Origin of the sequence: Prevotella sp. P3-92, assembly GCF_002251205.1 — a bacterium.
In the GTDB taxonomy this organism is placed as follows: domain Bacteria; phylum Bacteroidota; class Bacteroidia; order Bacteroidales; family Bacteroidaceae; genus Prevotella.
The window spans coordinates 104,312-125,459 of sequence record NZ_NPJE01000020.1 but is presented as its reverse complement, the minus strand read 5'-3'; the positions used below and the strand labels follow the sequence as shown (position 1 = coordinate 125,459).

Below are 21,148 nucleotides of genomic sequence, written 5' to 3'. Positions count from 1 at the left end.
ATAGTGGCCGTATGCTTATTTCAGTGCGATGAGATATTTCTCGACGGTAGGTTTCAGTCCCATGTAGAGTGCATCGCAGATGAGTGCATGTCCGATGCTCACCTCGTCGGTCCAAGGAATGCGAGAATGGAAATAGTGGAGGTTTTCGAGCGAAAGGTCATGGCCGGCGTTGAGGCCTAAGCCTATGCGTCGTGCCTCCTCTGCAGCAGCCACAAAAGGAGCAATGGCAGCCTCTCTATTGCTGTTGTATCCTGAAGCGTAAGGCTCGGTGTAGAGTTCTACGCGGTCTGCTCCGCATGCCTTTGCCCCTTCCACCATCTTCGGATCAGCATCCACAAAGATGCTGGTGCGTATGCCAGCCTGTGAGAAGGTGTGGCAGATGTCGGTCAGGAAATTGCGGTTTTCCAGTGTATCCCAACCGTGGTTGGAGGTGATTTGGTCGTGACCGTCGGGCACAAGTGTCACCTGTGTGGGTACAACTTCCAGAACCAGTTTGACAAACGAGTCGATGGGATTTCCCTCGATGTTAAACTCTGTGGTGATGATGGGGCGCAGGTCGCGCACGTCCTGATAGCGTATGTGACGCTCGTCGGGGCGTGGGTGTACGGTAATGCCTTGTCCACCAAACGATTCGATGTTGCGTGCAGCCTCGATGACATCAGGGTTGTTGCCTCCTCGTGCATTGCGCAGAGTAGCCACTTTATTGATGTTTACGCTTAGTTTTGTCATCTTCTTCAAAAATTTGTCTTAACAGATAGTGATGTTTCGCCAAAAAATACTAATTTTGTGGCGTATATTCAGCGCAAAGGTACTAAAACTTTGTGAATTAACGCCTAATAAATTAGATTTTTTATATGACTTCAAGAAAACTGCGATTTGCCATTGTCGGCAACACCTACCAAGCTAAAAAGTCGGCATCTGTACAAAAGATACTGAATTGTTTAGCTATGCATGAGGCTGAAGTATGTATGGAGCGCGAGTTCCATCGATTCCTCGTTCATGGTCAGCACCTGTCACTTGATGGGGTAGAGGTGTTTGACGGCAATGATTTTGAAGCGGACTTTACGGTGTCGATGGGTGGTGATGGTACTTTTCTGAAAACCGCTTCTATGGTGGGAGAAAAGCAAATTCCCATCATCGGTGTCAACACTGGAAGACTTGGATTCCTTGCAGATATCAATCCACCGGAGATAGATCCCATGGTGCAAGCCATCTATGAGGGCGACTATGCTATCGATACCCGTACGGTGCTACAGGTAGAGACCGACGGACAGCCGTTGGCAGGATGTCCTTTTGCGCTGAATGATGTGGCCATCCTCAAGCGTGATGTGGCAGCGATGATTACTGTGCGCACCACGATCAATGGCGACTACGTGACAACCTATCAGGCTGACGGACTGGTCATCAGTACGCCAACCGGCAGTACGGCGTATTCCCTTTCAGTGGGCGGTCCGATCATCGTGCCCGGCACCCATGTGTTTTCCATCACGGCGGTAGCCCCCCATTCGCTCAATGTGCGTCCTTTGGTACTTTCCGAAGATTCAGAAATCACCCTCACCGTAGAGAGCCGTTCCCACAATTTCCTGGTGGCACTCGACGGTCGTTCGGAGAAATTGTCCGATTCCACCCGACTGACGCTTCGTAAAGCCCCATACCGGGTGAAGGTAGTGAAGCGCGCAGGTCAGAAATACTTCCATACCCTGCGCGAAAAAATGATGTGGGGAGCCGATCAACGCGGATGATGCGTGGATGGCGGAAATGATTTGTCAGCCTCGCAAAAGTCAGTTGTCCGCCTTGTCAGCGTCAGTTGTCAGCCTCTCCAGAGTCCGTGGAGGTTGCAGTATTCACGTGCCGTAACCATTTTCGCATCGGTTATGAATTCAGCCACGGGAGCCTCTCCGGGCTTCAACTCATGGCGCATCACGTCACGGTCGGTCAGCAGTTCAATCCATTCGATGTGGTGTTCAGGTGTCATGGGGTGTTCCACACTCCCCACGCTGACGCGGTAGCCGCCTTCAATGCGCTCTACTATGGGCACATGTTTCTCTACAGCACCATCGATACCTTTCTCGTTCATACGCTGCATGATTTTTCCGCAGCATGACATTTCAGCACCTTCGTGCAACACCTCTACGATATTTCCGCAGATGGTGCATCGGTAAATTTCTCTTTTCTTTGTTGCCATAGCTCTGAATAATTTAGTTTATAATAATATGGTTATCACCACAAAGTTACGGATTAATCCGTTACCTTGTGTCGTTTGATAGGTTTTCTTGTGTTTTTTTAACCATCATCCCACCATTCCAATCCATAGATTGAAGAGGTGGGACGATGTGATGTAGGTATGATAGGCTATGTGTTACTGCTTCAGTTGGCTTGCTCCTTGCGCTTGTCATTCTTCAGGTAAAGCCCGGCAAGGATGGTGCCTGAAATGCTGTGCCACGCACAACTGATGGCGCATGGCAATACGGCGAGCGGTTGTGTAGCAAAGAAATTGCTTGCCAATACCGTGGCAAGACCGGCATTCTGCATACCCACCTCAATACTGATGGTGCGCTTCTTGGCAGTATTGAAACCGGCTGCGCGTCCGGCAAACCATCCTAACAGATAGCCCAATGAATTGTGGCAGAACACCACGGCAAAGGTCCAGAAGAAGAGCATCACGCCGCCTTCCAACAGATCGTCATGGACTGTAGAGATGACACCGCCCACGATGATGGCGAGACAAGTGACACTAATGCCCGGCATGAGACTCTGTATGGTGGGAAAACATGCCTTTCGGCTGTAGATCTTGTTGAGTGCACAACCTATTGTCACAGGTATGATGGTCACAATCAGAATATTGATGAACATGCCGACGGCATCGATGTGGATGATTTCGCCTGCTGTAATCTGCATCAGCAGTGGTGTCATTACCGGTGCAAGGAGTGTTGAGGCACATGTCATGCCTACCGAGAAAGCCACATCGCCATGGCAGAGATAACTCATGATGTTGCTTGACACACCACCCGGACAGCATCCTACCAAGAGAATGCCCAAGGCTAACGGGGCATCGAGGTGCCATACATGTACCAGCAGCCATGCTACGGCAGGCATGATGAAAAATTGCGCACTGGTACCAATCAATACGTCAAGCGGCCGTTGTGCCAGGATGCGGAAATCATCGGTGGTGAGCGTCAGACCCATGGTGAGCATGATGATGCCGAGAATGACGGTTTGGGTTGTGCCACGCACCCAGTCGAAGAGATGCGGGAAAAAGAAGGTGACGAGTGCCACGCCTATGACAAATACTGAAGCGTGGGCAGCCAACAGGCGGCTGACAGCCTGCATGTGTTTTATTGTGTTCATGTCTTTCTTTGTTGTTGAAACGGTTTGCAAAAGTACTCCATTTCTTGCAAACAAGCAAACAAAAAGCAGTTTTCTTGTCCAACAAGCGTTTCTCGAAGATCGTAAGTCCATGGATTGCGGTACGTATCGACTGCTGTGTACGAAGTGTCGCACGGGCTGTTCGTGGAAACAGTCCTTGCGTAATACTGAAATGAATAAATCCCACCACAGCGGCACATCTTTTCCACCTCATCGCCCGATGCCCTTTATATATTAAGGTGTAAATGTTAAATGTTGTGTGCAGTGCAAAAAAAATGGCTGAAAATGTTGGATGGTATTCGAATAATACATACCTTTGCGGTGTACTATTACAGCAATACACCAAACACGCAAGAATATGATACAAGTAGAAAACTTAAGTTTCAATTATGTTGGAACGAAACGTGAGGTCTTTTCCGACTTCAGTCTGCAACTGACAGACAACAAAATCTATGGGCTTCTTGGCAAGAACGGCACAGGCAAGAGTACGTTGCTTTATCTGCTTTGTGGCTTGTTGCGCCCCAAGAAGGGTGGTGTGTTCATTGACGGAGTATTAGCCAGCGACCGCCGGTCCGCTATGTTGGAAGATATTTTCATGGTACCCGAAGAGTTTGCGCTACCTCCAGTGACCCTCGACACCTACGTGAAGATGAACAAGGGATTCTATCCGCATTTCAGCGAAGAGGTACTTGAACGCTGTCTGGCAGACTTTGAATTGTCTCGCCAAACCAAGCTCCACCAACTCTCGATGGGTCAGAAGAAGAAAGCCTTCATGAGTTTTGCACTTGCCACAGGCACTCGCTTGCTCCTGATGGACGAGCCTACCAACGGTCTCGACATCCCCTCGAAGAGTCAGTTTCGCAAGGTCATAGCCAACAATATGACCGACGACCGCATCCTGATTATCTCCACCCATCAGGTGCACGACATAGAGTCGTTGCTCGACCACGTGCTGATCCTCAGTCAGAGCAATCTCTTGCTCAATGCTTCGGTAAGCGATATCAGCGATGACTACAAGTTTGAATACCGCACTCCGGCAGAGATGGACGATAGCGTGCTCTATGCAGAACCCAGTTTGCAGGGTAATGCCGTGATAGTCCGCCGACAGCCCGCCGACAATGAAACACCGATGAATCTCGAATTGCTGTTTAATGCAGTAATCACTGGAAAACTGAGATAAACAAACCAAATTAACAATGAATACAAAGAACAATAATTTTCAATTCAGCCGATTGCTGATGGTGATGCGTTGGGATATGTTTACCAACTTGAAGAGCTATCTGAACATGATGCTTGGCATGACCTTCGCCCTGTTGCCCTTCTTTATCATGCAGCTGTATCAGTTGAGCAAGCAGTATCAGCTTTTTCCCGATACCATCGACCTTAGCTATTGGGGGATGTCACAATATGTTTTAATGATTTTCAGCATAGCCATGTATATGATGGCCACACAGATATTCATGGTGATGAAGACCACTGGACAGCGCGAACAGTTTCTGATGCTGCCAGCCAGCAATCTTGAAAAGTATATCAGCAGATTCCTTTTCTCTACGCTTGGTGCTGCCGTCGCAATGATCACCGCCATCGTAGTATCTGACCTGGTGCAACTGATATTCAGTTTCGTACTCCTGCCCGGTCACCATCAGAGCGTATGCCTCTCTATCATGGCATTGCTATGGAAAATATGGACTACTTTTATAGAAAGCATCGATTCCGCCGGCGCCCTAATGCTGTCTCTGCTGATCATGACCTGTGGAGTGCTCGTCCATAGTTTCTTCATCCTTTGTGGAACCCTCTTCCGCAAGCACACCATTGTGGTGTCAGGCATCCTCTTCATCGTGATGATCTATCTGGTGATCTATGTGATTGAGAGTGTACCAGGCACTATAACGACCTGCCTGATGCATGGTGACAACAGCTGGATCTTTTGTCTCCTCATAGCCGAACTGCTGCTCGCAGGTTTTCAGTATTGGCTATCCTATAAGGTGTTCACCCGTATGCAGGTCATCTGCAACAGATGGATCAATTTATAAACAAAAAGAAAACTGCTATGAATTTCAGTAATGATAAAGCCATCTATGTACAGATAGCCGACCGCCTCTGTGATGAGATTCTGGCACAAATGTATGAGGAAGACGGACGCATTCCCAGTGTCAGAGAATATGCTGTGCTATTGGAGGTCAATGCCAATACCACGGTAAAGGCCTACGACCTGTTGGCTGCCGAGGGTGTCATCTATAACAAGCGCGGACTGGGCTATTTTGTGGCAAAAGGTGCAAGAGACCAGATACAAACGGTGAGAAAGACCGAGTTTATGAAGCAGCACCTCCCCGAATTGGCACGACAGATGAAGTTGCTCGGCATCACTATCAATGAAGTGGATGAGGCATTGCGCCAAGCACTCGACGCACAGCCTTGATGTAGCACAGAAACGGCTGTCATAGAAAAAATATCAGCCATGGTGCAACTTTTTTGCGCTATGATGCGTCAAACAGACATTAAAAACTCAAACCACACAATCGGTTTGAAACAATGAAACATAAAAACCAACAAGATGATTCACCTCAGTGACCTCAACAAGACCTATCAGGGCGCACAACCGCTCCACGTGCTCAAGGGCATCAACCTCGACATAGCCCGTGGCGAGTTTGTGTCCATCATGGGTGCATCAGGATCAGGCAAATCGACCCTGCTCAATATCCTCGGCATCCTCGACAACTATGATTCGGGCGAATATCTGCTCAACAACGTATTGATACGCGACCTCAGCGAGACCCGTGCCGCAGAATACCGCAACAAGATGATAGGCTTCATCTTCCAGTCGTTCAACCTCATCTCGTTCAAGACTGCCGTGGAGAATGTCGAACTGCCACTCTTCTATCAGGGCGTGGGCAGACGCAAACGCCACCAGATGGCGATGGAATATCTCGACCGCCTCGGTTTGGCACCCTGGGCAGACCACTACCCCAACGAGATGTCGGGCGGACAGAAGCAACGTGTGGCTATTGCCCGTGCCCTCATTACCAAACCGCAGATCATCCTTGCCGACGAACCGACGGGTGCGCTCGACTCTAAAACGAGTGTCGAGGTGATGGATCTGCTCAAGGAGCTCCATCAGAAGGATGGCATGACCATCGTCGTGGTGACCCATGAGAGTGGTGTTGCCAACGAGACCGATAAGGTCATCCATATCAAAGACGGACTGATAGGAAGTGTAGAAAACAATTTCGACCACCACCTCGTGTCGAAAGACTATGTGAAATAATACATTATGCGAGAACTCATCAAAGAAATATGGAGCACGTCGAAGCGCAACAAACTGCGCACCTCGCTCACCGGTTTTGCCGTGGCATGGGGCATCTTCATGCTCATCTTCCTGTTGGGCGCAGGCAACGGACTCATCAATGCACAGTTGCAACAGTCTGACAGACGACTCTCCACCTCGATGCAGGTGTATGGAGGCTATACCTCTAAAGCCTATCGCGGACTGAAAGAAGGTCGTGACATACAGTTGCGCACCCAAGACCTCGACATTACCAATCGTGCTTTCTCCGACAATACCCAGGAGGTGGGTGCTCTGTTGTCGAAGTATGGGGTCAATATCACCTATGGCGACAACTACCTCTCTGCCCAAGACCTGTCGGGTGTGTATCCCAGCGACCAACGTATCAATAAGGTGGAACTGCTGGCAGGCCGCTTCATCAACGATATTGATATGAAGGAGCGCCGCAAGGTCATCGTGCTCTGCGAAGCACAAGCCAAAGAGTTGACCAAAGACCCTCGTGCCTTGATAGGCAGGCAGGTCAACGTCGGCAACATCTCGTTTCAAGTGGTGGGCATCACCAAGGACGACAAGCAGAGCAGAAACCAGAGCGCCTGCATACCCTACCACACCCTCAATGCCATCTATATGGGCAATGCCGGCTGGGTAGGCGTCATCCAGTTTGAAATCAAGAACCTGGTCACCGAAGATCAGAACGACGCTTTTGAGAAGCGCTACCGCGCCACCATTAACACCCAGCACGATGCCGACCCTGCCGACGAGTCTGCCATCTACATCTGGAATCGTTATATGGATAATATCCAGATGGCAAAAGGCATCCGTATGATACGCGTCGCCCTGTGGGTGATAGGCATCTTCACGCTGTTGAGCGGCATAGTGGGTGTGTCCAATATCATGCTCATCACCGTCAAGGAGCGCACACGTGAGTTTGGCATCCGCAAAGCCATTGGCGCCAAGCCCTGGTCCATCCTCAAACTCATCATCACCGAGAGCGTCATCATCACCTCCTTCTTTGGCTATATAGGTATGGTGCTTGGCGTAGCCGCCAACGAGTATATGGATGCTACCATCGGCCACGAGGTGATAGACACCGGACTCTTTCAAGCCACCATGTTTGTAGATCCCACCGTAGGTCTCGACGTCTGCTTCCAAGCCACCATGCTCATCGTACTGGCAGGAACCGTTGCCGGACTCATCCCTGCCGTCAAGGCAGCCCGCGTGCGACCGATAGAAGCCTTGCGGGCAGACTGACCTGATGTATCATTCAGATAAAACATATTCATTCCTATGAAATTTGATATAGATTCCTATCGCGAGATACTCGACACCATCACCCGCAACAAGAGCCGCAGCTTCCTCACAGGCTTCGGTGTGTTCTGGGGTGTGTTCATGCTCATCGTCCTTATAGGCGGCGGACAGGGACTGAAGGAGATGTTGCAGTCTAACTTCGCAGGCTTTGCCACCAATACCGCCATGATATGGACGCAGAACACCACCAAGCCCTACAAGGGATTCCGCAAGGGCCGCTATGTGTCGATGGTGGAGAATGACATGACGCGCTTGCGCCAGCAGGTGCCCGAACTCGACATCATCACGCCCTATATGTTTGGCGGCAACAAGAAAGCCGTGGTGGGGGAGTACTCCTTCGATGCCACCGTCGCCGGTGTGGACCACGACTATGCCAGGGTGGCACCGCCCGTGATGTACTACGGGCGCTACATCAACGAGATGGACGTCAGACAGGCACGCAAGGTGTGTGTCATCGGCAAGGAGGTGTATAAGAAACTCTTCCCCGGTGGTGGCGACCCCTGTGGCAGGCGCATCCGTGTCGATGCCGCATACTATACCGTGGTGGGTGTTGACTACAAGGTCAACGGCATCAATATCAGCGGACGCCCCGACCAACTCGTCACCATCCCCTACACCCTCTTCCGTAAGACCTACAACACCGGTGACCAGATCCACAGTCTGGCGGTGACGGGCAAACCTGGAGTGGTGATGAGTACGCTGACCGACCGCATCCGCACCGTCATAGCACGTGCCCACATGATCGACCCGACCGACGAGAAAGCCATCACCACCTTCAATACCGAGGTGCTCTTCGCCATGCTCGACAATCTCTTCAACGGTGTCAACTTCCTGATATGGCTCGTGGGCATAGGCACGCTGCTGGCAGGTGCTATCGGTGTGTCCAACATCATGATGGTGACGGTCAGGGAGCGCACCACAGAGATAGGCATCCGCCGTGCCATCGGCGCCACACCGAAGATGATTCTCTCGCAGATCATGTCGGAGAGCATCGTCCTGACTGCCGTGGCGGGCATGAGTGGCATCCTCTTCGGCGTGGGTGTGCTTCAACTCATCGAACTGGCAAGCACCGAAGACGGTATCCTTGCCGCCCATTTCCAAGTGGGCTTCTGGACGGCTATCATCGCCACCCTGCTGCTCAGTCTGCTGGGCGGACTGGCAGGACTCGCTCCCGCATGGCGTGCCATGAGCATCAAACCCGTTGATGCCATGCGCGACGAATAAGCACAGCTAACCATACAAGAAAACAAAAACATATAAATGATATGAAGAAATACTCAAAACTCATCATCGCAGCTATTGTTGCCTTGGTATTCATCGGAACCTTCGTGTTCCTCTATCAGAAATCGCTGCCCAAGGAGGTGCAGTATAGTGAATATACTCCGAAGGTGGAGGATATCCTCAAAACAACCGTCATCACGGGCAAGATAGAACCGCGCAACGAGGTGAACATCAAACCGCAGATCAGCGGCATCATCACCGAGATATGCAAGGAGGCTGGCGACTATGTGCAGGCTGGCGAAGTCATTGCCAAGGTGAAGGTCATCCCCGACATGGGACAGCTCAGTTCGGCGGAGAGCCGGGTGCGCCTGGCTACCCTCAATATGCGACAGGCTGAGGTCGATTACAATCGCGAGAAGAATCTCTACGACCAGAAACTTGTCTCGGCTGACGAATACGACAAGGTGCGACAGCAGATGAAGCAGGCCGCCGAAGAGGCGAAGGCTGCACAGGATGCCCTTGAGGTGGTGCGCGACGGTGTGTCGAAGTCTAATGCCAACGCTTCATCCACCCTCATCCGATCTACCATCAGCGGTGTCATCCTCGACATCCCCGTCAAGGTGGGCAACTCCGTCATCCTCAGCAACACCTTCAACGACGGTACCACCATTGCATCGGTGGCAAACATGAACGACCTCATCTTCCGTGGCAATATCGACGAGACCGAGGTGGGACGCCTCGTGGCGGGCATGCCCATGAAGATCACCATCGGTGCCATGCAAGACCTGAAGTTTGACGCCAGTCTGGAATATATCTCTCCGAAAGCTATAGAAAACAACGGTGCCAACCAGTTTGAGGTGAAGGCTGCCGTCCATGCTGTTGAGGGCGGCAAGGTGCGGTCGGGCTATAGTGCCAATGCCGAGATTGTCCTGGCAAAGGCGTCAAAGGTCATCGCCGTACCGGAGAGTGCCATCGAGTTCAGTGGCGACTCTACCTTCGTCTATCTCGTCCGCGGTACTGCCGACAAGAAGACCTATACCCGCCAGGCTGTGGTCACCGGACTGAGCGACGGCGTGAATATCGAGATTAAGAAGGGACTCTCCCTCAAAGACAGGGTGCGCGGTCCGCAGATCATTGCCGATGATAACAAGGAGGAATAAGCGTATGAAACACCAGATCATTTCTCGCACAGCTCTCATGGCAGCAGCCCTGCTGACTGCTGCCGCCATGCCGGCGCAGACTCCGTCACAGCGCCAGTGGACGCTCCGCGAATGTGCCGACTATGCCGTGGCACACAATATCAGCATCCGTCAGCAGCGTAACCAGTGCAGCCAACAGGCGGTACAGCTCCATACGGCGAAGCACCGCCGCTTGCCCGACCTCTATGCGTCGGCAAGCGAATCGTTCTCCTTCGGTCGCGGACTGACCATGGAGAATACCTATGCCGACCGCAATACCAGTAGCACCTCGCTGGCGCTCTCTGCCTCCGTGCCGCTGTTTACGGGGTTTGAAATCCCCAACACCGTCAAACTCCGACAACTCAACCTCGAAGCCGCCACACAGGATTTGGAGAAAGCCCGAAACGATATCCGCATGCAGGTGGCTCAGGCATACGTGCAGATCCTCTACAACATGGAGATTGCCGATGTGGCTCAACGCCAGGTGACTATCGACTCCATGCAGGTGGCGCGCCTCCAGTCGTTTGTCGATCACGGCAAGGCGAGCATCGCACAGCTCTCCCAACAGCAGGCCACCCTCGGACAGGCGCTTTCCACGGCTACCCAGGCAGCTGGCAACGTCCGACTGGCGCTGCTCGACCTCTCCCAACTGCTCGAACTCCCTTCGCCTGACGGTTTCCAGATTGTGCGCCCGGCGACAACGGCGATTGCTGCCATTCCCGCCAGTCCCGAAGTGGTGTTTGCCGAGGCTGTTGCCCTCAAGCCGGAGGTTCAGGCAGAACAGCTGCGGCTCCATGCCTCCGACCGCAGCATCCGCATTGCGCAGGCAGGCTATTACCCCACGCTGTCGCTCAACGGCGGACTGCAGACCAATTACTACAAGACGAGCGGATTGGCTGCCGACGGGTTTGGCAAACAGTTGAAAAACAATTTCGCTCAGTATATCGGAATCAGTCTCAGCATCCCCATCTTCAACCGCTTCACCACGCGCAACAGCGTGAGGATGGCACGTCTCGACCGCGACAACCAAGCCCTCCAACTCGACCTCGTGAAGAAGCGCCTCTATAAGGAGATCCAACAGGTGTATTACAATGCCGTGGCAGCACAGGCCAAATACGAGAGTAGCCTGCTGGCGTGCCAGTCGGGCAGCGAGGCTTTCACCCTTACCCGGGCGAAATACGAGAACGGCAAAGCCACCGTCACCGAGTTCAACGAGGCCAAGAGCCAGCTCCTCAAGGCAGAGAGCGACCTGGTGCAGGCGCGCTACGAGTACCTCTACCAGACAGCCCTCCTCGATTTCTACCGTGGCAAGCCCCTGCAGTTTTGAGGGTGCATCAGCCCCTCCGTCATCAACCCCTTTTTATTATCTATTATGGAATACATGTCACAAGAAGGCTTCGACAAGATAGCCAACGAACTCCACAACCTTGAAACCACAGAACTCTCCCGTGTGCGCGACGCCATTGCAGAAGCGCGCGACAAGGGCGACCTCAGCGAAAACTTCGAGTACCATGCCGCCAAGCGCGAGCAGGGTCGCCTGTTGGGGCGCATCCGTTTCCTGCAGCGCGTGCTGGAGAATGCACGCGTCATCGACCCTGCCCTGCTCAAGACCGACAGCGTAGGACTGTTGAGCCGTGTTGCCCTCACCAATATCGGCAACAACCGCTCCATGACCTATACCGTAGTGAGCCCCCACGAGGCCAATATGGCAGAGGGCAAAATCTCTATCAAGTCGCCCATCGCACAGGCGCTCCTCAACCATCGGGCTGGCGATGAGGTCACGGTGCGCGTGCCTGCCGGCACAGTACGGCTCCGCATTGACAGTGTCGAGTTGGGGTAGGGGGGATGAAGACGCAACCGCAGATTTCTGATCAGAAAACAAAGAAAACAAACGCATTTTCAGTCAGGATTATAGTTAAAGATTTTGTTGGGAGATAATCTACGAATACACAATATTTCTTGCGAAGCAACATCTAATTAAAGATTTCCTCCAAGATTTACCTATGGTTTGTTTTGTCGTGACTCAGCATAGTGAAACCGAGCTCTCTCTCTGTCTTCGCTACTCCTAAACATCTAGCCTTCAGGCTACCCAAAAAATCCGTTTAAACCGTGTGACCGTGTGCGCGTTTAATAATTTTAAGTAAAATTATCTATATTAGCGTTAAATAAAATTAAATCTCTATGCATAATGTGCCAAAACTCTTGCATTCCGGGGGTGCCATGTTGTATATTTGTATTTCAAGCCGAGGATGATTTCAAAAAACAAGAAAGAAACCTTCAAACCAAAAGTCAAACAAATAATTTACAACTAAAACACCACTTATGTTTACAAAACAAGTAATTCAACACGTTATCTGGTCCCGACAGAGAGACCACGGTTTCCCGTTCGCTTCTCGTTCGATTCCCGTTAACTTCTCGTTAGGTCCTCGTTCGTCTCTCGTTGTTCTCTCGTTCGTTATTCGTTAGTCTATCGAAGACCTATCGAGGACCGAACGAGGAACAAGCAAAAAACGAACGAAAGAGCAACGAATATCGATCGAGATGCCGACGAGAAACTATCGGCAACTCGACGATTTGCCACCGTCATGGCTGGCAGAATACCCTTCTGTAACCACAAACCAGCATGCTGCCCCACACCCTGCTCCTGCCGAGGGAGATAGCAGCACTAAAGCCCCACTTAGGACATTCTCACGGCGAATCAAGCCTTTTCTACCCATTCTGCACATTCCACCCACAGCAAAAGCCCCTCGCAGGCTCTAAAAATACATCGCCGCCACACGGCCTAACAACCACCAAAGACACACCCTATCTGTCCTAAACATCCTCCCACAAGCACCTAAACACAACCCTTCACAGCCTCAATAGTAGGCTAAATACAGCGTTTTCGTAAAGTCAGAAGAGCAGAGTTGAGTGCATTTTAACCCTGCCATGGCGAAAAAGGTGCATAAAATGAAACCACCATCCTGAGTCACACAAAAACCTCATCTCCATCATTTTACCAAACACAAGAATAATTACTTTACAATGATAACACATGGCACATTCTATAACTTTACATCATGTTAAATTATCATACGAATTACAGATCCCACTCTAAGTTTGCAGAAGCGCAAGTTCAACATAGAACTCAAATTGAAGTTCTTTCTCGCATGCTGTCAGCATTACCAATGCCAACGCAATAATACATAGTAGTTTCTTCATATATTCTATCATTTAGGGGCAAAGATAGTAAAAAACTGCGAACCAGCCAAATACAGCTTAGTATATTCAGATAACTTGCAACTTGCAACTTGTCAGCAAATGATGTAGCCACACTTCGCATACCATCCATAAAGCTATGAGATAACAGGCAAAGTGAATGAGTATATAATCTCTTTTTTATTTCTTTAAAAAACCGTATTTGTAAACTTTTGTCTCTATTTGTTTTGCCAGTTCTTTTTGCTTTTGGCGGAGGTCATTGATGAGGGCTGTATATTTCGGGTCATTACTTTCTGTATTCATCTGTTGCTTGCCGTTCTTGGTGGTTTTCATACCCTGGAAGTAAAAACGGATATCATAGAATGATGCATTGGGCTTATCTTTGGCGATAGGTTGCTGATGGTAGTAGCGCCAAAGTTCACGACCTGCATCCATCACGGCTTTTGCCTGATCAGAAAGATTTAGTGGTGTGGTGCCATCCAGAAGAGTTGTTGTCGTTGTTGGCTCTTCAAAGACATCTGCCACATGATAGTTCTTGCTGTTTTTTTCAAATTCCTTTTGCTCTTCTTCTGTTCGGACTGTCTTTTTGATTCGTCCGTGAATAAAGTCGCTGATGAAATGGCTCTCGAATTTCTCCTTTGCATTAACTTCATCTTCTGTGAAGGGTATCCAATGATTTGTGCCGTGTTCGCTACTGATACGGTTCTGCCCGTGGAAGAGGGTATAGACGAGACAATCTGCCTGAAACTCTGTGTCTGTCTGCCAGTCACTATTGGGATAAAGGAATTGATCGCGATCGTTTAACCAATCTGCTTCAATACAAAGCCGAACTGCAAAATAAATAAGCATTGGAATTATATTGTTCGGAGTTATCCAGTTCCCTTTAACTTGTTTGAGATCATTATCAGAGGGCTTAAGAGTAATAAAGACACCTTTGTTGTTTTGGAAGTCTGTTCCTAAATATCGTAGATAGGCATAATGTTTTTCTTTCTTATTGTAATATTGACGTAGCCAGTTTATTATAAATAAATCTTCATCATAAGAGTACAGATTTTTTTTTCCTATATATTCTCCCTTCGTGTCGTAAACATCTGCTTCTGCCTGTTTGAAATACTCTTCTGTTCCTGTATGCCATATCTGGAAACCAATGGGGAAGTCGCCTTTGACATTATCGAAGGTGCTGGCTGGAACCAAAAAAAATCGACCGGGCTTCGCCCGGAATGCCATGCGGAACTCACGGAAGTTGGGTGCTTGCACAATTTTCAACTTTGAAAATTGTGCAAGCACCGCTGTAGGGAGTTCATCTACAATTCGTGCATAGAATTGTGCGAACAGTTCATTCCCGGCTCTTCCTAATCGATTCTTATATCGTTCTTGTATGGCTGACTTTGAAAGACCTGCCCTGTTTTGCCCACTTCCAGTGACAGTTCTGGCGTTGCTGGCTTCTGCATAAGGCGGATTGATATAGACAACCAATTTTTTCCGTTTTTCTGGGTCGCTGATGATGTCCTGCAATGACTGGGGGAGTTTGGACTTTTTGGTAATGTTTCCGTCTTTGTCCACCTCATCTAAAAATGGGTCATTAAGGAAGTCGAACTGAAAGACATGATTTTCCAACAAGTTCGCACCGCCATTATCTTTATCTCGTGCCGCAGCATTCATTGTTTCAATACGCTGAAGCATAGCCTGAACATCAGCCTTGTCAAGCGTAGAGGCATAAATATTGTACTTATTGGTAAGACCTGCTAAAAGGTTTCCTGTCCCTGCACAACAATCCCATACGTAATATTCCTCTTGCCAGTTTTCGCCAAGTTCTGCTGCAATATACTGTTGGGAAAGTTCTACCCATGGGGCTGGAGTGAAGAACGAGCCTTTCCTTTCTCGAACATCTTGAGGAACAAGCAGATCCCGACGGTTTATGATATCGTCCCAATATTCACGGCGTGGCGGGCGGGCATAGCGATTCCAGAACAGGTTATGTGCTTGCTGTTTGTCGTTGAATTGTGCTTTGGTGTAATTCTCCAGTCCAAAGTCGTTGATGCTACGGTCTAACAGATAGTGATCATCTTGCAACAACACGAACAACTTTTCGACAAGTGTATGATTCTCTTTTGAGAGGATATCTGCCAGATAGAAGTCTGCATCAATGATACCGGCTTTCTTGGCCATCTCCCAATCGATATTGATGGTTGGCTTTACTGTTTCAAGCCATTTTTGATAGATATGGGTAAAGTTATTCTTGTTGATGCGAATATGGCGCACTCCTATTTTTCGCAGGGCGAAATTCTTCTTGATGAAATAGACCAGCTCCTTGGCATCTTTCTCGTAGTTGTAGATTTCAAGTCCATGATGTAGCGCATCGTTCAACAGTTCTTGGAGTTGCTTGAACTCTTTTGTAGTATGGTCACTTGGAGCAACATTCCAATTGAAGTCGTTCTGATGAAGAACATCCAAGATGGTATTATAAGGCAGAAATGCCATCTTCTCGGCATCGAAAGCACCAAGAAAAGTAGGAGGTAGGATTTTATTTTGCGGACGCTCTTTGCCTAATGTAAGTATCAACTGGATAAAAGACTCGTAAATATCGTGACTTGTACCCTTTTTAGCTTCTGCCCATAGCAATGGCTCTGTCTCGTTCAGTCCGAGAGGGTCTGCTGGAATAGCCACACAGAAATCTATGCGTCCAATGATTTGAGTGGTGTCGAAACCTTCAAAGAGGTCGTGAGCCACTTTGTTTTTTAGTTCCTCTTCTAATATGTTGCCGTAATATGCCATAAGTTCTTTATTGTTCGTATTATGTTCCTTTTTTCCCAATTCCTAACGTAACTTTATATATTCTCTCCTGTGGCGATATACTGATAATTCGATTTTTAAAAATATAATTTTGGTATGTGAGAACAGGGCGAAGCCTCCGTTCCCTCTATTCCTTTTCAATAATCTCCACAGGAATCCAGAACCAGAATTTAGAACCTTTACCGACTTCACTCTCTACGTTGATGTCGCCATGGCAGGCGGTGACGATGGACTTATAAGATGGAGAGGCCAAGACCTCTTCCCATATAACAAACACCCTCAAGCGCAGCAACTCCGAAGGAATTTCGCAGTTTTGCTGCGCTTGATGGTATGTGACAGTGCCCGACGGTGGGCGATTATTTCTTGTGGCGGTTGGCGCGCTGCTCACGGTATTTTGCCTTCTGGCGCGCTGAACCGCTGCCATGGGCGCCGGTGATATACTTTTTCTTCTTAGCCTTGGTCTTTACTTTGCCGTCGTCGGCTTTCGGACCGCCGCCCTTTTTGAAGCTGATGCCTCGCTCAAGGATCTGAGAGAAATCGTCGTCGTTCATGTTCATAGGGCAATGGGTGATTTAGTGGTGGAACAGGCGTACACCGATGAATGCCATGGCGATGGAGTATTTGTCGCAGGTCATGATGACATGGTCGTCGCGAACGGAACCGCCAGCCTGGGCGATATACTCTACGCCGCTCTTGTGGGCGCGCTCGATATTGTCGCCGAAGGGGAAGAAGGCATCGGAACCTAATGCCACGCGGGTATTCTGGGCAATCCAGGCTTTCTTCTCTTCAAGAGTCAGCACTTCGGGCTGACGGGTGAAGAACTGCTGCCAGGCGCCGTCGCGCAATACGTCGTCGTGCTCGTCTTCTGAGAGATAGACGTCGATGGTGTTGTCGCGGTCGGCACGGCGGATGCCCTCCTTGAAGGGGAGCGCCATGACTTTGGGATGCTGGCGCAGCCACCAGATGTCAGCCTTGTTGCCAGCCAGACGGGTGCAGTGGATGCGGCTCTGCTGACCGGCTCCGATGCCGATGGCCTGTCCGTCTTTCACGTAGCATACGGAGTTGCTCTGGGTGTATTTCAGCGTGATGAGGGCGATGATGAGGTCGCGCTTGGCTTCGGCAGTGAAGGTCTTGTTTTGCGTGGGGATGTTTTCAAAGAGTGCGGGGTCGTCGAGCTTGATCTCGTTGCGGCCCTGCTCGAAGGTGATGCCAAACACCTGTTTGCGCTCGATGGGTTCGGGCACGTAGCTGGGGTCTATCTTGATGACATTATAGGTGCCCTTGCGCTTGGCCTTGAGAATCTCGATGGCTTCGGGGGTGAAGTCGGGGGCGATGACACCGTCGCTGACTTCGCGCTTCAGCAGGGTGGCGGTGACAGCGTCGCAGGTGTCGGACAGCGCCACGAAGTCGCCATAGGACGACATGCGGTCGGCACCGCGGGCACGGGCATAGGCGCAAGCCACGGGCGACGCGTCGAGTCCGGCAATGTCGTCAACGAAATAGATCTTTTTGAGCGTGTCGCTCAGAGGGAGACCTACTGCAGCGCCAGCAGGAGATACGTGCTTGAAGGAAGCGGCTGCCGGCAGACCGGTGGCTGCCTTGAGTTCTCTGACAAGTTGCCAGGCGTTGAAGGCATCCAGAAAATTGATGTAGCCAGGGCGGCCGTTGATAACCTCAATGGGGAGTTCGCCCTCGGTCATGAAGATGCGCGAAGGCTTTTGGTTCGGATTACATCCGTACTTGAGTTGTAGTTCTTTCATTGTTGTGTAGTGTGTATATTCCTTGTTTCCGGCCACAAAGTTACTAAAAATGTGGCAGAAAGTTGCATCTTACGGCGTCTTTTAGCGTGGGAGGTCTGCTTACTTGTTTTCGAGCAAGATGGCTTTGGCCTCGGCATTATTCATGCCCGGCATGGTTTCGCCTACATGGGCGCCGATATAGGTGGGGTCGCAAACGGTGAATTTCTCGCCCTGGAGCATGATGCAATCGCCCTTGACATCATCGGTGAACTGTACTGCCATGGCTAAATGGCCGGGGTAGTGGATGAGGACGCAGCGCAAGCCGAGCAGGTCGCGCACCATGCGCGAGAGCAGGATGGAACGGTCTTCGCAGTCGCAGTAGGGGTAGTAAAGGGTTTCTTCGGGGAAGAAGGCGCGGTCGCAGCCCCACACCTTGTCGTCGTACTCATAGACGAAGGCAGTCTGGACGAAGTTTAACAGGCGCTCCATGGCTTCGAGTTGGCTGAGTCCTGCTATCTTTTCTTTCATCGCCGCCATGAAGGTCTGGCTGATGGCTTTGGGCATCGGCATGTTGGCATACATCGCCCAGAGGGTCTGCTGATTCTCGTTGATCATCGACGGGGGATAGCTGGCGTAGAAGGAGAGCGCTTTCTTGTTGACGGTGGCTTCGACGAGTACCTTGGGGAAGGCTGCCGATTTCAGGCTTCGTGGCGCCGAGGCTTCGTAGTCGAAGCGCTGTTCTTGGGGCAGGAGCATGGAGAGGGGTTGCTCCTGTGGGAAGGGAACTTCGCAGATGTAGAGTTTCTCAGCGTTGCCGCCGTAGGGATAGTAGTAGCAGTCTCCGATGGTATAGTAGGACCGGTTGAAGAGCACGTGTTTGCTGCCGAAGAGCATGAAGAGGCGGTTGTCGGCAATGCCCATGCGCATCTTGTAGCCACTCTGACAGTAGAGATACGCCATGAGCAGGGTGGCTTCGTTGCCCTTGCCCAGACAGGCCTGTGAGGCGCTGTCGAGCAGGTGGAGGTATGCCCAGTCGCAGAACTGATGGTCGCGACGGAGCTGGAGACAGTCGTGGAGCGTGTTGTTGTAGGCTGGCGTGGCGAGCCTGACCCACAGGTCGGCAATGGCATCCTTGTTGACAGCAGGCAGGCGGAAGCGCTCCTCGTCGCCGAAGCGGATGCGGCACTGGGTGCCAAAGACGGTGAAATCGACATACTGTGGTGCGTCGCCCTTGGGTTGCTCTTCGATGGGTTCGATGGGTTCGGGCTGCGGTTCAGCCTTAGGGATGGTGACCACCACGGGCTTGATGGGCAGCACGCGGTCTTCCTGGGGTCGCGGCTGCGGCTTGTCCTCCTGTGGCTTGATGACGGGCGGCACGTCTTTCTCCTTGGGTTGCGGGATGGGGGCATCGGCATCAAACTGCTTCCAGGCTTCGCGCAGGAAATTGGCATAAGCCTCGTTGATCTGGTTGCGGAAGTTTTCAAAGTCCTGTTGCATCGACTGGTTGAAATCGTCGAAGTTGGCGTTGAGGTCGCCCATGAAATCATCGAACGACTCATCGGCATCGTTCTCCTGCGTACTTTCAGCCTCCTTGACTTTCTGCTCGCGCGTCACGGTGGCAGGGTCGCTCGACCGCTTCTGGGCTATCTGCTGCTTGCCCTGTGCCTTCTTCTTCAGAAAGTTGATATACTGCTGGGTGAGCTGGATGGTGGATTTCTTGCCGTTGGAGGTGCTCTTCTGAGCATTTTGCGCCGTGGCGGCAAGGGTGATCAGGGCAAGTGCAACCAGTAGGGTGGTGATTCTTTGAGTCATCATATCGCATTATTTTGAGTTGTATGCCTCAATACTTTCTTTGATGATGCCCTCGGCCAATACCAGGAAGGCTATGGCGGAGAATGCCCATCCGAAGTTGAGACTGAAATTGTATTTGAAGAAAAGGATGAAGCCGAGCCATACCCATACTGCCATCCAGAGGAACATGAGATAGCTGCGGAAGAAGGTGGCAGAGAGCAGGAAGCGCCAGAAGCGATTGCCGATGCGGCTGACACGATTCTTATAGAAGGAGAATATCGTCTCGGTGAAGAAGACCAGGAGGAAGGCTATGATCCACTGCTGCCATCCGCTGGCACTCTTCACTTCTGTTTGGTTGATGAGGGTGTCGATGGCATAACCTAACAGTTCCACTCCGGCAATCTTGCCGAGGGGAGTGTAGTGCATGTCGTACTCGTCTTTCATGGCGCCGAAGAGCACCACCTTGCCGCGGATCAAATCGCCGCTCTTGCTCACATCTTCGGGATTGATCACGCGATAGTGGCGGGGCGAGAAATTGATGTTCAGGTCTTTGTCGAGGGGCTTGTAGATTTCTTTTCCCTGATAGGTGTTGACCACCTTGGTGATGAACGAGGGCTGGAGCTTGCCCTGATAGCGGCGCCCAAGACTGAGTTGGCGCTTCAGTCCTCCGTAGAGGTTGCGCTGCATATTGGTGAAGCCCTCCATGACGGGAACGGCTTCGGCAAAGAAGGAGTGGACCGATTCGGCATAACCGATGCTGTCGTTCTGATAGTCGAGCAGTTTGTAGGAATAGACGATGTTGTCGTATTTGGCAGCTGTCTCAAAGATCATGGCATCGCCCAAAGTGTCTTCCTTCAGTCCTTCAAACACCACATCGACGCCTACCACGCGGGGTTTCTGCTTGCCGATGGCATCGAGTGTGGCTGCTATCTCACGGCGGCTGTAAAGGTCGGACATATCGACAATGACAATGTCGGGACTGTCTTCGAGGATGTCACCATCCTGGAGGATGTGGTAATAGACGTCGGTCATCTCGAAGTCGGTTACCACCTGGGCTATGGGATTGAATACCGTAAGGTTGAACGCAAAGAGGGCGAACAGACCTGCAACGGCAAAGGACAGAATGGTGACGATGAGGTTGCGTATCATAAAGCGTGGTGTCAGTTTTGAGTTGTAGTATTTGCAAAATTAAACATTATATTTCAGATGCACAACCCTTGTTGACCATTTTTTTGTTGATGTCAAGATGTTAACGGCAGATTTTTACGGAA

20 protein-coding genes are annotated in these 21,148 nt (G+C 50.7%); 11 read left to right on the top strand and 9 right to left on the bottom strand.

Translation table 11 applies throughout. From position 1 onward, the window contains the following. Positions 1 to 15: 15 nt before the first annotated feature. A complete protein-coding gene (locus tag CIK93_RS03570) occupies positions 16 to 729 on the bottom strand; it encodes a pyridoxine 5'-phosphate synthase (protein ID WP_094391205.1) in 714 nt (237 codons plus the stop codon). Between the two features lie 125 nt (positions 730 to 854). On the opposite strand from CIK93_RS03570, the gene CIK93_RS03565 reads away from it, so the two are divergent. Then, complete coding sequence (locus CIK93_RS03565) at positions 855 to 1,742, top strand: NAD kinase (RefSeq protein ID WP_094446587.1); 888 nt, start codon at positions 855 to 857, stop codon at positions 1,740 to 1,742. Positions 1,743 to 1,810: 68 nt separating this feature from the next. On the opposite strand, the gene CIK93_RS03560 is transcribed toward CIK93_RS03565, so the two are convergent. Both CIK93_RS03560 and CIK93_RS03555 read right to left on the bottom strand, forming a co-directional pair. Further along, positions 1,811 to 2,185, bottom strand: coding sequence for a desulfoferrodoxin (locus CIK93_RS03560; RefSeq protein WP_094391207.1), 375 nt, complete (start codon positions 2,183 to 2,185; stop codon positions 1,811 to 1,813). 182 nt (positions 2,186 to 2,367) lie between these two features. Next, complete coding sequence (locus CIK93_RS03555) at positions 2,368 to 3,348, bottom strand: bile acid:sodium symporter family protein (protein WP_094446586.1); 981 nt, start codon at positions 3,346 to 3,348, stop codon at positions 2,368 to 2,370. 376 nt (positions 3,349 to 3,724) lie between these two features. Between CIK93_RS03555 and CIK93_RS03550 the strand changes: the two genes are divergently transcribed. The 10 genes from CIK93_RS03550 (at position 3,725) to CIK93_RS13385 (ending at position 13,116) form a co-directional block, all read left to right on the top strand. Next, positions 3,725 to 4,546 (top strand): ABC transporter ATP-binding protein, encoded by an 822-nt coding sequence (locus CIK93_RS03550; RefSeq protein WP_094446585.1) that lies wholly within the window; start codon positions 3,725 to 3,727, stop codon positions 4,544 to 4,546. Positions 4,547 to 4,562: 16 nt separating this feature from the next. Then, entirely contained in the window at positions 4,563 to 5,399 is an 837-nt protein-coding gene (locus CIK93_RS03545; RefSeq protein ID WP_144007399.1) for a hypothetical protein, read from the top strand. Between the two features lie 17 nt (positions 5,400 to 5,416). Beyond that, complete coding sequence (locus CIK93_RS03540) at positions 5,417 to 5,785, top strand: GntR family transcriptional regulator (RefSeq protein ID WP_094391302.1); 369 nt, start codon at positions 5,417 to 5,419, stop codon at positions 5,783 to 5,785. A 135-nt stretch (positions 5,786 to 5,920) separates the two neighbouring features. Then, positions 5,921 to 6,631 carry an ABC transporter ATP-binding protein gene (locus tag CIK93_RS03535; RefSeq protein WP_094446584.1) on the top strand — a complete coding sequence of 237 codons (711 nt, stop codon included), beginning with the start codon at positions 5,921 to 5,923 and terminating at the stop codon, positions 6,629 to 6,631. Positions 6,632 to 6,637: 6 nt separating this feature from the next. Then, entirely contained in the window at positions 6,638 to 7,900 is a 1,263-nt protein-coding gene (locus tag CIK93_RS03530; RefSeq protein WP_094446583.1) for an ABC transporter permease, read from the top strand. 36 nt (positions 7,901 to 7,936) lie between these two features. Next, complete coding sequence (locus tag CIK93_RS03525; protein ID WP_094391213.1) at positions 7,937 to 9,181, top strand: ABC transporter permease; 1,245 nt, start codon at positions 7,937 to 7,939, stop codon at positions 9,179 to 9,181. Between the two features lie 41 nt (positions 9,182 to 9,222). Next, positions 9,223 to 10,338 (top strand): efflux RND transporter periplasmic adaptor subunit, encoded by a 1,116-nt coding sequence (locus tag CIK93_RS03520; protein WP_094391214.1) that lies wholly within the window; start codon positions 9,223 to 9,225, stop codon positions 10,336 to 10,338. Between the two features lie 4 nt (positions 10,339 to 10,342). Then, entirely contained in the window at positions 10,343 to 11,683 is a 1,341-nt protein-coding gene (locus tag CIK93_RS03515) for a TolC family protein (RefSeq protein WP_254046310.1), read from the top strand. A gap of 45 nt (positions 11,684 to 11,728) precedes the next feature. Continuing rightward, positions 11,729 to 12,196 carry a transcription elongation factor GreA gene (gene greA / locus CIK93_RS03510; RefSeq protein ID WP_094434460.1) on the top strand — a complete coding sequence of 156 codons (468 nt, stop codon included), beginning with the start codon at positions 11,729 to 11,731 and terminating at the stop codon, positions 12,194 to 12,196. 701 nt (positions 12,197 to 12,897) lie between these two features. Beyond that, complete coding sequence (locus tag CIK93_RS13385; RefSeq protein WP_144007601.1) at positions 12,898 to 13,116, top strand: hypothetical protein; 219 nt, start codon at positions 12,898 to 12,900, stop codon at positions 13,114 to 13,116. A gap of 618 nt (positions 13,117 to 13,734) precedes the next feature. Here CIK93_RS13385 and CIK93_RS03505 read toward each other — a convergent pair. The 6 genes from CIK93_RS03505 to CIK93_RS03485 form a co-directional block, all read right to left on the bottom strand. Next, entirely contained in the window at positions 13,735 to 16,329 is a 2,595-nt protein-coding gene (locus CIK93_RS03505) for a hypothetical protein (RefSeq protein WP_094446597.1), read from the bottom strand. A 145-nt stretch (positions 16,330 to 16,474) separates the two neighbouring features. After that, complete coding sequence (locus CIK93_RS13380) at positions 16,475 to 16,735, bottom strand: HAMP domain-containing histidine kinase (protein WP_144007602.1); 261 nt, start codon at positions 16,733 to 16,735, stop codon at positions 16,475 to 16,477. Beyond that, on the bottom strand, positions 16,704 to 16,904 hold the full coding sequence (locus CIK93_RS03500) for a hypothetical protein (RefSeq protein WP_371327192.1): 201 nt from the start codon (positions 16,902 to 16,904) through the stop codon (positions 16,704 to 16,706). The genes CIK93_RS13380 and CIK93_RS03500 overlap by 32 nt, the downstream gene beginning before the upstream one ends. A gap of 15 nt (positions 16,905 to 16,919) precedes the next feature. Further along, positions 16,920 to 18,143: a phosphoribosylaminoimidazolecarboxamide formyltransferase gene (locus tag CIK93_RS03495; RefSeq protein WP_256387571.1), complete on the bottom strand. Its 1,224-nt coding sequence runs from the start codon at positions 18,141 to 18,143 to the stop codon at positions 16,920 to 16,922. A gap of 63 nt (positions 18,144 to 18,206) precedes the next feature. Next, positions 18,207 to 19,901, bottom strand: coding sequence for a hypothetical protein (locus tag CIK93_RS03490; protein ID WP_094446581.1), 1,695 nt, complete (start codon positions 19,899 to 19,901; stop codon positions 18,207 to 18,209). Positions 19,902 to 19,907: 6 nt separating this feature from the next. Next, a complete protein-coding gene (locus CIK93_RS03485) occupies positions 19,908 to 21,026 on the bottom strand; it encodes a CHASE2 domain-containing protein (protein ID WP_094446580.1) in 1,119 nt (372 codons plus the stop codon). Positions 21,027 to 21,148: the final 122 nt, after the last annotated feature.

Excerpts from the sequence above, each read along its gene's own strand:
- CIK93_RS03565 (WP_094446587.1), top strand. The coding sequence starts at position 855 with ATGACTTCAAGAAAACTGCGATTTGCCATTGTCGGCAACACCTACCAA.
- CIK93_RS03505 (WP_094446597.1), bottom strand. The coding sequence starts at position 16,329 with ATGGCATATTACGGCAACATATTAGAAGAGGAACTAAAAAACAAAGTG.
- CIK93_RS03555 (WP_094446586.1), bottom strand. The coding sequence starts at position 3,348 with ATGAACACAATAAAACACATGCAGGCTGTCAGCCGCCTGTTGGCTGCC.
- CIK93_RS03550 (WP_094446585.1), top strand. The coding sequence starts at position 3,725 with ATGATACAAGTAGAAAACTTAAGTTTCAATTATGTTGGAACGAAACGT.
- CIK93_RS03570 (WP_094391205.1), bottom strand. The coding sequence starts at position 729 with ATGACAAAACTAAGCGTAAACATCAATAAAGTGGCTACTCTGCGCAAT.
- CIK93_RS03485 (WP_094446580.1), bottom strand. The coding sequence starts at position 21,026 with ATGATACGCAACCTCATCGTCACCATTCTGTCCTTTGCCGTTGCAGGT.
- CIK93_RS03515 (WP_254046310.1), top strand. The coding sequence starts at position 10,343 with ATGAAACACCAGATCATTTCTCGCACAGCTCTCATGGCAGCAGCCCTG.
- CIK93_RS03500 (WP_371327192.1), bottom strand. The coding sequence starts at position 16,904 with ATGAACATGAACGACGACGATTTCTCTCAGATCCTTGAGCGAGGCATC.
- CIK93_RS03540 (WP_094391302.1), top strand. The coding sequence starts at position 5,417 with ATGAATTTCAGTAATGATAAAGCCATCTATGTACAGATAGCCGACCGC.
- CIK93_RS03490 (WP_094446581.1), bottom strand. The coding sequence starts at position 19,901 with ATGATGACTCAAAGAATCACCACCCTACTGGTTGCACTTGCCCTGATC.
- greA (WP_094434460.1), top strand. The coding sequence starts at position 11,729 with ATGGAATACATGTCACAAGAAGGCTTCGACAAGATAGCCAACGAACTC.
- CIK93_RS03530 (WP_094446583.1), top strand. The coding sequence starts at position 6,638 with ATGCGAGAACTCATCAAAGAAATATGGAGCACGTCGAAGCGCAACAAA.
- CIK93_RS03520 (WP_094391214.1), top strand. The coding sequence starts at position 9,223 with ATGAAGAAATACTCAAAACTCATCATCGCAGCTATTGTTGCCTTGGTA.
- CIK93_RS03535 (WP_094446584.1), top strand. The coding sequence starts at position 5,921 with ATGATTCACCTCAGTGACCTCAACAAGACCTATCAGGGCGCACAACCG.
- CIK93_RS03545 (WP_144007399.1), top strand. The coding sequence starts at position 4,563 with ATGAATACAAAGAACAATAATTTTCAATTCAGCCGATTGCTGATGGTG.
- CIK93_RS03525 (WP_094391213.1), top strand. The coding sequence starts at position 7,937 with ATGAAATTTGATATAGATTCCTATCGCGAGATACTCGACACCATCACC.
- CIK93_RS03560 (WP_094391207.1), bottom strand. The coding sequence starts at position 2,185 with ATGGCAACAAAGAAAAGAGAAATTTACCGATGCACCATCTGCGGAAAT.
- CIK93_RS13385 (WP_144007601.1), top strand. The coding sequence starts at position 12,898 with ATGCCGACGAGAAACTATCGGCAACTCGACGATTTGCCACCGTCATGG.